Source organism: Neobacillus niacini, from assembly GCF_030817695.1.
GTDB classification, from domain to species: domain Bacteria; phylum Bacillota; class Bacilli; order Bacillales; family Cytobacillaceae; genus Neobacillus; species Neobacillus niacini_F.
In genome coordinates this window covers 4,016,502-4,029,046 of the sequence record NZ_JAUSZQ010000002.1, presented here as the reverse complement: position 1 = coordinate 4,029,046, position 12,545 = coordinate 4,016,502, and the positions used below count along the sequence as shown (strand labels likewise).

The following is a 12,545-nucleotide window of genomic DNA, read 5'->3' as shown; positions in this document are numbered from 1 at the left end:
TTGATTTTACTGTGTTTGGAAAATAAGCGGAGTTTTTCCGGTTAAATTGGGAAATACCGATACTTCCTTAAAAATAAGCGGAGTTTTTCCGCTTATTGTATCTAAATCCTTGGATTTTGTCGTATTTAAAGCAGTTAACCGGAATATCTCCGCTTATATCTGCTTCCTAAGCTTCCTCCTTATACAATAGCCGGAAATTCTCCGCCTATGAATTCTCAACCATACATAAAAATCAACAATGATTAATACAGAGCCTTAAAAAATGAAATTGAATTACTAAGCCTGTAATTCCAAAGTCACAGATTCAGGACGCTCACAGGTACTATCCATTATATAATGTTTACCACTATCTGAGGAATCGTGGAAGCCATGCATGGCTTCTAAAACGTGATACGCTAATTCGCTATTTGCGCGGTATTTCCCACCTTCAAGGATGGCTCTTGCCATATCAGCAACGCCAAGCCCTCGATTATTTTGGGAATATCCATATGCAAGAGGCACCTCTTTAAACTCATTTTCGTCACGTTTTCTAATTTTTACAGGGCCGCCGAACGTATTGGGATCAGGGACAAGCAACGTTCCTTCACTACCATAAATTTCAATAGGGGGCAGCGATGTACCACCAAAGGCATCGAAGCTTGTGGTAATACTTCCAATTACACCCGATGCAAAATCGATCACACCTGAGATATGTGTAGGGGTTGATACCTCAATTTTAGTACCTGCTTTTGGTGTGCTAAGTACCGTTCTTTCTTGATAACTGATACGAGTAGAACCAGAAATTCGTTTAATTGGTCCTAACAGTGCCACTAAGGCTGTTAGGTAATAAGGCCCCATATCAAACATCGGTCCGCCGCCAATATCATAATAAAAAGCAGGGTCTGGATGCCAATGTTCGTGACCGCGACAAATCATAAAGGCCGAAGCTCCAATGGGAATTCCAATTTCTCCTTGTTCTATTAGATTGATAGCAGTTTGAATGCCAGCGCCTAAGAAGGTGTCAGGTGCACTGCCAACAAGCAGATTATGCTTCTTAGCTGTTTCTAAAATTTGTTTTCCTTCCTCGCGTGTTACAGCGAGTGGTTTTTCTGTATAAACATGCTTTCCTGCTTCAAGTGCCTGAATGCAAACGGAGGCATGTGCTTTAGGAATGGTAAGATTAATAACGAGTTCAATCGCTGGATCAGACAGTAACTCTTCTACCGAACAAGCCCTAGGGACACCGAACTTTTCGGCTTGTAATTGTGCTCGCGATACATCTAAGTCCGCACAGGCAATTAGCTCGAGGTGAGGGAACTTCTGACAGTTTTCCATATAAATAGAACTAATATTTCCACAACCAATGATACCGATTTTTAATTTTTTCATAGGAACCTCCAGTTTATTTTTATGGATTTGATTGCTTTTTGCTTTCTCTTATTGACTGTCACCCATGCCGGTATAAGTTCGTACATTACCATAAATAGAAGCAACATCCATTTCTTTGGCTCTTTTCTTTCCTTCAGCAGCCCACAAAAATCCGCGCCTCATGATCAGCGAAACCTCAGGCATAGCGACGATATTCGCTTGGTGCCCTAATGAACTATAAAAAACATTTCCTAGGCCCCAGCGTTTTGTCCACACAACAGGCATATCCACTGCTTTATTAGGACTGTGCGGACCGTGAAAAACCGGGAAGCGAGTCGTAGCTAACACCTCAACCGCCGGATCGTAATGAAGGTAGTATTGTTCACTAACCACTTTAAAATCAGGGATACCCTCTAATAATGGACTAGAGGAATGCTTGATATTGACCATGTATTCTATCCCATCATTTCCAGGGTGGGCGACCCAATTTCCCCCGGTCATAAATTGCCAGTCCACATTATTTCGAAAAGAATCACACATCCCGCCATGGCACCCAGCTAAACCTACACCTGCGGCGACGGCTTCAGAGATATTGAGGACATATTTTTTTTCAATTTCACCCATCGTCCAGTGAGGAACGATTAAGTCCAGGGATTTTAACTTTTCCTTGTCTGCATAAGAGTCTAGCGAATTTGAAACCTCTACGTGGAAGTTTTCTTCCTCAAGGATTCCTTTGAAAATTTCTGCTACCTGTTCGGGTTGATGACCATCCCATCCGCCCCAAACAATCAATGCACTTTTTTTCATGGTAAAAGCACTCCTTCGTATTTTTTATACTTCAGAAATTCGAATCCACTGACGTTTTTCAATCGATAAATCCACCGCTTCTAAAACTTCCTGGCACTTTACGCCATCACGAAAGTTTGGAACAGGCTGTCGATCTTCCCGGAAAGACTCCATAAGTTCCACGACCTCATGAATAAACGTATGTTCATAACCGATCGTATGTCCTGGCGGCCACCAGTTTTCCGCAAAAGCATGCGCGGGGTCAGTGGCTAAGACGCGGCGAAAGCCTTGGACATCATCTCGGTCATCAACGAAATAAACTTGCAATTCATTCATGCGTTCAAAATTAAATATCACACTGCCCTTACTGCCATTGATTTCAAATGAATTCGTACAGCGGTGTCCAGCCGCAAAGCGAGTAGCTTCAAAGCTTCCTAGAGCGCCGTTAGCGAAACGAGCCATGAATAGAGTAGCGTCATCCACCGTCACTTCGCCCTTTTCATTACTATCACTGCCTTTTGCCGATAAGCCCGTCATCTGAGAAGGAATTGGCCGTTCTTTAATAAACGTTTCGCTCATACCAATCACTTCGGTAATATCGCCAATCAGATAGTGGGATAGGTCGATTAAATGAGCCCCAAGGTCTCCGTGTGAGCCAGAACCTGCAATATCTTTTTGAAGTCTCCAGGCAAGCGGGAAGTTTGGATCCACGAGCCAATCCTGTAAAAACCAGGCACGGAAATGATAGATATCGCCAAGTCTTCCTTCGTCAATCAGCTTTTTAGCCAGCATAACAGCAGGGGCAAAGCGATAGTTAAATCCAACCATATGCTTGACCCCGGCAGCCTCAACAACCTCAAGCATTTCTCTAGAGTCCTTCAATGTAAGCGCTAATGGTTTTTCGCAAAAAACATGTTTGCCAGCTTGAGCAGCAGCAATCGTTATTTCTTTATGTACATCACTAGGTGCATTAATGTCGATTAAATCGATGTCATCTCTTCTTAAGAGGCTTTTCCATTCAGTTGTATATTCCTCCCAGCCGAACTGCTTAGCTGCAGTGGCCACACCGTTTAGGTCACGGCCGCAAATAACCTTCATTTCAGGATGAACACTGTTCGGGAAAAACAGTGGAAGATCCCGGTAAGCATGACTGTGTGCTTTACCCATAAATTTATAACCGACCATTCCGATTCTAATTTTTTCCATAGCATATCTCCTTTTGTGTGTCATCAAGATAACTCTAATATTGATAAATCTATCATTTGCAGGTTTGACACAACAAGTAAAAACTTATATAATCCTAGACAAAATTTACTCTTTGGGGATGTTCTTAATATGCTAATATACGAAGCACACCATTTTGATTACATATCAAACTATCATACATTGGATTTGAATTTTCCAAGCCATCTCCATCGTGGTTTTGAATTATTATTCCTCGTTGATGGGGAAATGGAAGTCATTATTAGTCAAAAAAGTTACCATCTGAAAACTGGACAATTCTTACTCATCTTGCCGTATGAAATTCACTCGTTTATTACCAAATCACATTCTCGAGTAAATATTTGTATTTTTTCGCCAGATTATGTTCCGACATTCCAAAAAATGATAGAAAATAGCTCACTTGAAAATCCAATTTTTAAACTCTCTTTGGAAGCGAATACACTTATTTCAAGGACACTTTTCAAAGATAATCCAAACCTGCTAGAACAAAAATCCTGTTTCTATTTATTATTATCAGAGCTAATGGGGCAAACCAGCTTAATTAAAGGCCAAAAGCAAGATCCAGGGCTGCTGCATAAGTTGCTAACCTATATTCAGGATCATTTTACAGAATCGATTTCTTTAAAAAGTATCGCTGATACCTTAGGATACAGTTATAACTATTTATCGAAGTATTTTAATACTCATATTAATAAGTCTTTTGTCGATTTTTTAAATGAAACCAGAGTAAACTATGCTTGTTATCTTTTAATCTATACAGAAAAAAATATTACGGAAATAGCTTTCCTTTGTGGTTATGAAAGCATACGATCCTTTAATCGAAACTTTATAAAGATAAAATTATGTACACCAAAACAATATCGAGAAAAGCAACCTCAGGCGTTTATTGATTTGTATCCGTACAATAATATTACTTGAGCCTAGATTTAGGGGGAGTTACTAAAAAATTTATTGAATTATTAAATTCAATACGTTAGTATATGAAAGAATATCATTCTATTTTCTCAAAATTTAATAGATTTTTTAATATGTCAAAATGATAGTTAAGATGCCAAACGGCTGAAAAAGGGAATCCGGTGAAAGACCGGAACTGCCCCCGCAACTGTAAGTGTAGACGAAATAGGCAAACCACTGTAATGATAATTTTGTAAAAAATATTATTACGGGAAGGGCCTAAAGTAGGAGGATACACGAGTCAGGAGACCTGTCTTAACTAGTAAAGTGTCCATTTTCTTCGGGGGTTGAGAGGATGAAACGTTGGCGAAAAAGGGACAGCTTTTTTTTTACCCTGTATTGCTTTCGTTTTATCCGTTCAACATTCGTTGAACGGATTTTTAGTTTTTAGGATAAAAATATCAGACAGGGTTCTAGAGCCTTTAATAAGGCATAGGATGGTTAAGGGCAGGACATTGTCCATCAAAACTACATATGATTAGGGAAAAGGTGCGCATTATAGATAATTGCGCTTAAAAGGGAAGAACGGTGAAAATCCGTCGCGGTACCCGCCACTGTAATGGGGAGTTTCGTTGCATATGTCACTGAAGTAATTCGGGAAGACGCAATGGAGTGATGAACCTGAGCCAGGAAACCTGCCTTGCCCTCTATGCTTTATTTACCTACGGGCTTATAGGTGGAAGTGCTGACTGACTATGATCCATTGATTCTTGGATTAATTTTACTCTGCACCCCTATTTTTGTAGGGGTGCTTTTTTATATTTTATAAGATTGGGAGGGTGCTTATGACCACTTGGAATTTAACAGGAACGAAACATCACGTTTTGATTTGTAACGGTAGTAGCTGCATGCGAAAGGGAGGGGAGGAGGCAACACAGGAGATTCGTAATGAGATTGCGGGATTGGAGTTGGAATCATTAATCCATACAACAAGAACTCGCTGCAATGGCAGATGTAAGGATGCGCCTGTAGTCATTGTTTATCCGGAAGGAACTTGGTACAAGGAGGTTACACAGGGGGTAGGCCAACAAATCGTTAGGCAGCATTTGGCCGGTGGATGTTCCCTCAAAGATCACTTGATTTATCAATATGATCAGGAAGGCTTTTTTCCGCCAGACCAAACGGATTCCATTGAAGGAATTACAAAAGAAGTAAAAAGGAGTAAGTAACAATGGAATTGATTACATTTGCTTTTTTAGCCGTGATGATTGGAATGAGACATGGAATCGATGGAGACCATGTAGCAGCCATTGCCGATATGGTAGGAAGTGAACCACAAAAAAGAAAACAGGTATCGCTTGGAATTTTGTACGCGATCGGGCATGGTTTGATTGTCCTGATCGTTGGTCTTTTATCAATTTTTATCGGTTTAGAGCTGCCTAACACAACACGTGATTTCATGGAAATCCTTGTAAGTCTAACGTTGATTATCTTAGGTGGTTTCATTTTATATTCGCTCTTTCAACAACGAAAGGAGTACGAATATAAAAGCCGATTTAAAATTGTCTATGAGGGGATTGCCAAATTATTGGCAAGAATGAAACTGGATATTATCCAGAAAAATGTATCCTCAGTAAAACTGGGAGTGATCAGTGCATTAGTAATCGGTATTATTCACGGTGTTGGTGTAGAAAGCCCAACACAAATTGCCCTTCTTACGAATGCTGTAGGATTAAATAATGTTGCGGCAGCAACGATTCAATTGCTCCTTTTCGTTCTAGGATTATTAATATCAACAATCTGTATCACGTTTTGCCTATCATGGGGTTTCCTAAAAGCAAAATTGAAAAAACGGATTTACATGGTGCTAGGCTTAATTACAGGGATGTATAGTTTGGCACTGGGGATCTCCATGTTGTCGGAATTATGGAAAGGGGGAGCATGAGATGAAGGGTAAGCTATTGATTATCGGCTTTGGTCCCGGCAGTTTTCAACATATTACAGAAAGGGCAAGAGAAGCTATCCAAGAAAGCGACATCATCATCGGCTATAAAACCTATGTCGAATTAATTGAAGGATTACTAACAACACAGGAAATCATTAGTACGGGCATGACAGAAGAGGTGAGTCGTGCTCAAGAAGCAGTAAGACAAGCGGAACAGGGAAAAAAGGTGGCGGTTATTTCCAGTGGTGATGCCGGTGTTTACGGTATGGCAGGTCTTGTTTATGAGGTGTTGATCGAGAAAGGTTGGAAAAAAGATACGGGAGTAGAAGTGGAAGTCATTCCTGGAATCTCGGCAATTAACTCCTGTGCTTCCTTATTAGGAGCCCCAATCATGCATGATGCCTGTACCATTAGTTTAAGTGACCATTTAACACCGTGGAGTTTAATTGAAAAACGAATTACTGCAGCCGCCGAGGCTGATTTTGTGATTGCCCTTTACAATCCAAAGAGTGGGAGAAGAACGAGACAAATTGAAGAAGCACAAACAATTCTATTAAAATATCGTTCCCCAGAAACACCGGTAGGCCTTGTAAAAAGTGCGTATCGCGACCGCCAAACCGTAGTCATGACCAATCTAATAGACATGCTCGATCATGAGATTGGAATGTTAACAACGGTTATTATCGGAAATTCTTCCACATTTTTATACGATGGTTTAATGATTACGCCTCGTGGATATCAACGGAAGTATACATTAAATCAAACGGTCCAGCCGTTAAGGCCGCATCAGCGTTTACAAAAGGAAGCCGAGCCGTGGGCACTCGAGCAAAGGGATGATGTAAAACCGTTAAAAAATAGAACAGTCACTGCCATTTCAGTAAAAGAATCTCCAAGAGAACTGGCAGAGGAAGCTCTACAAATGATAGTTGGTGAAAACCAAGGGGTTTCTCAGGATTTAATGGTCAAGCAAGACATTCAATCGATATTTGAGCTAGCCGTCAGCCCTGGAGTGGCAAATAAAAAATTTACAGCGAAACAGATGATGACTCTTTCGGAAATTGTCGGGGAAGAAGGAGTAATGGAGTATACACAGGACCATTATATTAAGCTTCAAATTTTAACCTCAAACCCTAATGAGATTGTGGAAAAGTTAGCAGCAGCCAGCTTCTTGGTTGCTCCGGTCGGGGATGTTTTAACCGTCAAAGCCTGTGATTTTTGTGACGGTGAAAAAAAAGATTCGATTCCTTATGTCGAGGAATTGCAGGAAAGGCTTGGCGGGATGGAACTTCCGAAGGAATTGAAGCTTGGCGTGAACGGCTGCGGCATGGCCTGCTACGGAGCTGTAAAAGAGGATATTGGCATTGTCTACCGCAAAGGGGGATTTGATTTATTTTTAGGAGCGAAGACAGCCGGCAGAAGTGCCCATCCTGGTCAAATTGTAGCGGAAGGGATAACACCTGATCAAATTGTTGGGGTAGTAGAGCGGATCGTTCAGGAATACAAACAGAAGGCGTATCCTAATGAACGTTTCTATAAGTTTTTTAAACGGGTCAAGCAGGTTCAAGGTTTCGTCCACCAAGATATTACACCGAAAATAAAAATTGAAGCTGCAGCATGTGGGGAGTAAAGGGGAGAGCGGTACAAACAAACAAAGGGGAGGAAAAATGATGAAAGCAATACTTTTTGTAGGACATGGAAGCAGAGATCTAGAGGGAAATAATCAAGTACGTGAGTTCATTGAAGCAATGAAAAGTACGTGGGAGGAAAGCATTCTGGTTGAGACTTGCTTTTTAGAATTTGAAAGACCTAATGTAAACCATGGAATTGATATATGTGTCGAGAAGGGGGCCGACCATATTGTTGTGATTCCAATTATGCTTCTGCAAGCTGGACATTCAAAAATTCATATCCCAGCTGCCATTGATGAGGCAAAGAAAAAATATCCGTTTGTCCGGTATACTTACGGCCGACCGATTGGCATTCATGAGGAAACATTTGAAATTCTAAAAACTAGATTAACGGAAGTCGGAGAAAATTTGGAGCACCTAGGTGAAGATACTGCCGTTCTTTTGCTGGGACGAGGCGGAAGCGACCCCGATGCGAATAGTGATTTATACAAGATTGCAAGATTACTATGGGAAAAAACGAACTATAAAATCGTTGAACCTGCATTTATGGGGGTTACCAATCCCCTGGTGAATGAAGGAATTGAGCGCTGTTTAAAGCTTGGAGCAAAGAAAGTCATTATCCTGCCTTACTTTTTGTTCACAGGCATTCTGATTAAAAGGTTGGAAGAGATGATGGTTACCTTTCAACATCAATATCCTGCCCTTGAGTTTAAATTGGCCGGTTACTTTGGCTATCATCCTAAACTGCAGACGATTTTAATCGATCGAGTGGAAGAAGCGCTTGGTGAAGAAGTAAAGATGAACTGTGATACCTGCCAATATCGTCTGAATGTAATGGAGCATATCCATCATCATCATCACCATGACCATGATCACGACCACGACCACCATGACCACCATCATCATGATCACGGAGATCACCATCACCATGAGCATGAGGTGCAAAAGGTAGGAGAGGCAGAATGATTTTAGTTTTAGCCGGAACAAGCGATGCAAGAGCCCTTGCTTTAGAAATAAAGAAAAAGGGCTTTAGTCTCCTTGCCACAGTGGTGACCGAAAATGCCGCGGGTGAATTTATGGAGACAGGTATTACGGTCCGAGTTGGAAGATTAACGGATGAAGAAATGGTACGGTTGATTGAAACAAATGGGATTCAAGCTATTGTCGATGCAAGTCATCCTTTTGCCGAAGAAGCTTCGAAAAATGCGATGAATGCTGCCAAAACAGCGGGGGTTCCCTATATCCGCTACGAGCGCAAGTCACAAACCTTCCAATATGGGAAGCTGCAAGTCGTCGAAAGCTACGAGCAAGCAGCTGAGATGGCCGCTGCCAAAAAAGGAGTTGTGCTGCTGACAACAGGCAGTAAAACTATCCAGATATTCACAGAAAAATTATTAGGCGACCCAGACATTCGTTTAATCGCCCGGATGCTGCCGCGTGTGGACAATATGGAAAAATGCGAGCAGCTGGGGCTCTCGCAAAAAAATATTATCGCGATGCAAGGTCCGTTTTCAAAAGAGTTTGACCAAGCACTTTATAAGCAATATGGCGTGACCGTAATGGTGACAAAGGAGAGTGGGAAGGTCGGCTCTGTTGATGAAAAGGTCGAGGCAGCAAAGGAACTTGGGATTGAGGTCATTATGATTGGCCGTCCAAAAATGAATTATGGAACCGTCTATGATAATTTTTCTGATGTCATCCAAGAAATACATAACAAGGTCGGTTCACCATTAACTTCTACTCAACAATAAATTTTATCAAGGAGTGATAGATATGGATTTTCGTACTGAATTTAAACCGCTGACGGTTCAGCCGGAACAGATTGAAGGAATAAGTTTTCAAATGATTAATGATGAAATTGGAGAGCACCCATTTACCGAGGAACAATATCCGATTGTCCAACGTATCATTCATGCATCGGCAGATTTTGAATTAGGGAAAAGCGTCCTTTTTCATCCAGACGCCATCCAGTCCGGAATCCGGGCGATTCGAAGCGGGAAAAAAGTGGTAGCGGATGTTCAAATGATCCAAAGCGGAGCTAATAAAACCCGAATTGAAAAGTATGGGGGAGAAATCAAGGTGTATATTTCCGACCCGGATGTCATGATGGAAGCCAAACGATTAAATACGACAAGAGCCATCATCTCAATGAGAAAAGCGATAAAAGAAGCGGACGGCGGGATCTTTGCGATCGGAAATGCCCCAACTGCCTTACTGGAACTCATCCGTCTCATTAAAGAAGGGGAAACCAAGCCAGGGCTAGTCATCGGGCTGCCGGTTGGGTTTGTTTCCGCAGCTGAATCAAAAGAAGAATTAGCCAAGCTGGATGTACCGTTCATCACCAATATTGGCCGGAAAGGCGGCAGTACGGTTACCGTTGCTGCATTAAACGCCATTTCCATTCTTGCCGACCGGGGATAACCGTATGCAGGAAGTACCAAAAGGAAAGCTCCGGGAAGGATATACGACAGGATCCTGTGCAACGGCAACCACAAAGGCGGCGCTTATAGCCTTGATTACCGGAGAACCGCAAACCGAGGCGACCATTTACTTGCCAGTAAAGCGTTTTGCAACCTTTCATATCGAAAACTGTGAGATTACGGATCAAATGGTAACCGCCAGTACGATAAAAGACGCGGGTGATGACCCGGATGCCACCCACGGTGCCTTAATCTGTTCTACCGTGGCGTGGTCGGATGAGCCAGGCGTTTTGCTGGATGGGGGTGTCGGTGTTGGCCGGGTTACAAAGGATGGCTTGCCCGTTCCCGTTGGGGAGGCGGCCATTAATCCCGTTCCTCGGAAAATGATTCGTGAGACGGCAGAAGAGGTTTTAAAAGAATTTGGAATTACGAAAGGAATCAAAATTGTCATTTCAGTGCCAGACGGCGAAGAGATTGCCAAAAAAACGCTCAACGGACGCTTAGGGATTATTGGCGGAATTTCGATACTAGGTACCCGCGGAATTGTCGTCCCTTTTTCAACAGCAGCCTATAAGGCCAGTATTATTCAGGCCATCAGTGTCGCCCGGGCAAGCGGTTGTGAGCACATTGTCATTACGACGGGCGGACGAAGTGAAAAATATGCCATAAAGCAGTTCCCGGAACTTCCTGAGGAAGCCTTTATCGAGATGGGCGACTTTGTCGGTTTTACCCTTAAACAATGCAAGAAACAGGGGGCAAAAAGAGTTTCAATGGTCGGAATGATGGGTAAGTTCTCAAAGGTTGCAATGGGGATTATGATGGTTCACTCGAAAAGCGCTTCGGTTGATTTTGACTTTTTAGCTGACGTTGCAAACCGTGCCGGTGCGGATGCCGCCCTTGTTGAGGAGATTAGACATGCAAATACAGCTTCACAAGTTGGGGACATGATGGCAACTCGTGGCTATCTCTCCTTTTTTGAACAGCTAAGTAATAATTGCTGCCTTGCCGCCTTAAAGGAAGTGGATGGCGGAATCGATGTAGATACGACTCTTTATACATTGAAGGGTGAATTTTTAGGAAAGGCGGTGCGAAATAGTGGCAGCTATTAAAATGATTGGGATTGGGGACGAAGGAAAAATAAGCCTGCTTCCCCTATATGAAAAGTGGATTAATGAAAGTGATGTATTAATAGGAGGAAGGCGTCAGCTTACTTTTTTTCCTGAATACAACGGTGAAAAAATTGTCATTGAGAGCGGCCTTTCTTCCCTAGTGAAGCGATTGGAGGCGGAGACGAGAAACGTTGTCATTTTGGCATCTGGAGACCCTTTGTTTTATGGAATAGGAAGCTATTTATCTTCTAAAATCGATTTGGAAATATATCCACATCTAAGCTCTGTCCAGCTTGCTTTTGCCAGAATGAAAGAAAGATGGCAGGACGCTTATTTTAGCAGTGTTCACGGCAGGAGCATGAAAGGCCTAGCGCAGCGAATCGATGGCAGAGAGAAAATTGCAATTTTAACCGATACGGAGAATTCTCCAAACAAAATTGCACAGTATCTGCTCTCGTTTGGAATGAGCGAATACAGAGCGTTTGTGGCAGAAAACCTGGGGAGTGAAAACGAACGCTGCCGCTGGTTCAGTCTGGATGAAATGAAGGAGGCTGAGTTTTCACCGCTCAATGTTGTCATCCTCAAAAAAACAGGTGAAAACCCGCGGTGGTCCATTGGCATTAATGATGAGGAGTTTTTTCAGCGGAAACCCGATAAAGGGCTGATTACAAAAAAAGAAATTCGCACCTTAAGCATCAGTGCACTTCGGTTAAAGGAAGACAGTATCATTTGGGATATCGGGACATGTACCGGTTCGGTTGCAATTGAAGCAGCAAAAATAGCTCGGGAAGGACAAGTTTTTGCTATCGAAAAGAACGAACCTGACCTGGAAAACTGCAAACAAAATTTAGCCAAATTCCGTGTCGATGCAACAATTCTTCACGGAAAAGCCCCAGAGGGATTAGATACCTTCCCGGATCCAGACGCGGTATTCATAGGCGGGACTGCTGGCGGGATGGAGGAGATTTTGGATAACTGCTGCACCCGCCTGAAGGATGGAGGACGCATCGTCTTAAATGCCGTTACCATCGAAAATCTATCAGAAGCCATGACGGCGTTTAAAGAATGTGGATTTCAGACAAATATTACACTTGCGCAAATTTCAAGAAGCAAGCCGATTTTGAATCTTACAAGATTCGACGCATTAAATCCGATTTACATAATAGAAGCTTGGCGTCAGGAAGGGGAGTAA

Annotated in this window: 12 protein-coding genes and 2 riboswitches; of the genes, 9 read left to right on the top strand and 3 right to left on the bottom strand. The window is 42.3% G+C overall.

What is annotated here, in order from left to right:
• Positions 1 to 276 precede the first annotated feature (276 nt).
• The 3 genes from QFZ28_RS20245 to QFZ28_RS20235 are packed head-to-tail and all read right to left on the bottom strand — an operon-like array spanning position 277 to position 3,339.
• Entirely contained in the window at positions 277 to 1,368 is a 1,092-nt protein-coding gene (locus QFZ28_RS20245; RefSeq protein WP_307196318.1) for a Gfo/Idh/MocA family protein, read from the bottom strand.
• Positions 1,369 to 1,416: 48 nt separating this feature from the next.
• On the bottom strand, positions 1,417 to 2,154 hold the full coding sequence (locus QFZ28_RS20240; protein ID WP_307196317.1) for a ThuA domain-containing protein: 738 nt from the start codon (positions 2,152 to 2,154) through the stop codon (positions 1,417 to 1,419).
• A gap of 24 nt (positions 2,155 to 2,178) precedes the next feature.
• On the bottom strand, positions 2,179 to 3,339 hold the full coding sequence (locus QFZ28_RS20235; protein ID WP_307196316.1) for a Gfo/Idh/MocA family protein: 1,161 nt from the start codon (positions 3,337 to 3,339) through the stop codon (positions 2,179 to 2,181).
• Positions 3,340 to 3,468: 129 nt separating this feature from the next.
• On the opposite strand from QFZ28_RS20235, the gene QFZ28_RS20230 reads away from it, so the two are divergent.
• From QFZ28_RS20230 to cbiE, 9 genes are all read left to right on the top strand, one after another.
• A complete protein-coding gene (locus QFZ28_RS20230; RefSeq protein ID WP_307196315.1) occupies positions 3,469 to 4,275 on the top strand; it encodes a helix-turn-helix domain-containing protein in 807 nt (268 codons plus the stop codon).
• Positions 4,276 to 4,386: 111 nt separating this feature from the next.
• A riboswitch (cobalamin riboswitch) is annotated at positions 4,387 to 4,583 on the top strand.
• A 198-nt stretch (positions 4,584 to 4,781) separates the two neighbouring features.
• Positions 4,782 to 4,968, top strand: a riboswitch (cobalamin riboswitch).
• A 128-nt stretch (positions 4,969 to 5,096) separates the two neighbouring features.
• Positions 5,097 to 5,480 (top strand): (2Fe-2S) ferredoxin domain-containing protein, encoded by a 384-nt coding sequence (locus QFZ28_RS20225; RefSeq protein WP_307196314.1) that lies wholly within the window; start codon positions 5,097 to 5,099, stop codon positions 5,478 to 5,480.
• A gap of 2 nt (positions 5,481 to 5,482) precedes the next feature.
• Positions 5,483 to 6,196, top strand: a complete 714-nt coding sequence (locus tag QFZ28_RS20220; protein ID WP_307196313.1) for a HoxN/HupN/NixA family nickel/cobalt transporter — start codon at positions 5,483 to 5,485, stop codon at positions 6,194 to 6,196.
• 1 nt (position 6,197) lies between these two features.
• Positions 6,198 to 7,823: a precorrin-3B C(17)-methyltransferase gene (gene cobJ / locus QFZ28_RS20215; protein WP_307196312.1), complete on the top strand. Its 1,626-nt coding sequence runs from the start codon at positions 6,198 to 6,200 to the stop codon at positions 7,821 to 7,823.
• 40 nt (positions 7,824 to 7,863) lie between these two features.
• Positions 7,864 to 8,790, top strand: a complete 927-nt coding sequence (locus QFZ28_RS20210) for a sirohydrochlorin chelatase (RefSeq protein WP_307196311.1) — start codon at positions 7,864 to 7,866, stop codon at positions 8,788 to 8,790.
• Entirely contained in the window at positions 8,787 to 9,575 is a 789-nt protein-coding gene (cobK, locus tag QFZ28_RS20205) for a precorrin-6A reductase (RefSeq protein WP_307196310.1), read from the top strand. The genes QFZ28_RS20210 and cobK overlap by 4 nt, the downstream gene beginning before the upstream one ends.
• A 22-nt stretch (positions 9,576 to 9,597) precedes the next feature.
• Complete coding sequence (locus QFZ28_RS20200) at positions 9,598 to 10,245, top strand: precorrin-8X methylmutase (RefSeq protein WP_307196309.1); 648 nt, start codon at positions 9,598 to 9,600, stop codon at positions 10,243 to 10,245.
• A 4-nt stretch (positions 10,246 to 10,249) separates the two neighbouring features.
• Positions 10,250 to 11,353 (top strand): cobalt-precorrin-5B (C(1))-methyltransferase, encoded by a 1,104-nt coding sequence (locus QFZ28_RS20195; RefSeq protein ID WP_307196308.1) that lies wholly within the window; start codon positions 10,250 to 10,252, stop codon positions 11,351 to 11,353.
• The gene (cbiE, locus tag QFZ28_RS20190; protein WP_307196307.1) at positions 11,340 to 12,545 is read left to right on the top strand and encodes a precorrin-6y C5,15-methyltransferase (decarboxylating) subunit CbiE; all 1,206 of its coding nucleotides are present in this window, start codon (positions 11,340 to 11,342) and stop codon (positions 12,543 to 12,545) included. The genes QFZ28_RS20195 and cbiE overlap by 14 nt, the downstream gene beginning before the upstream one ends.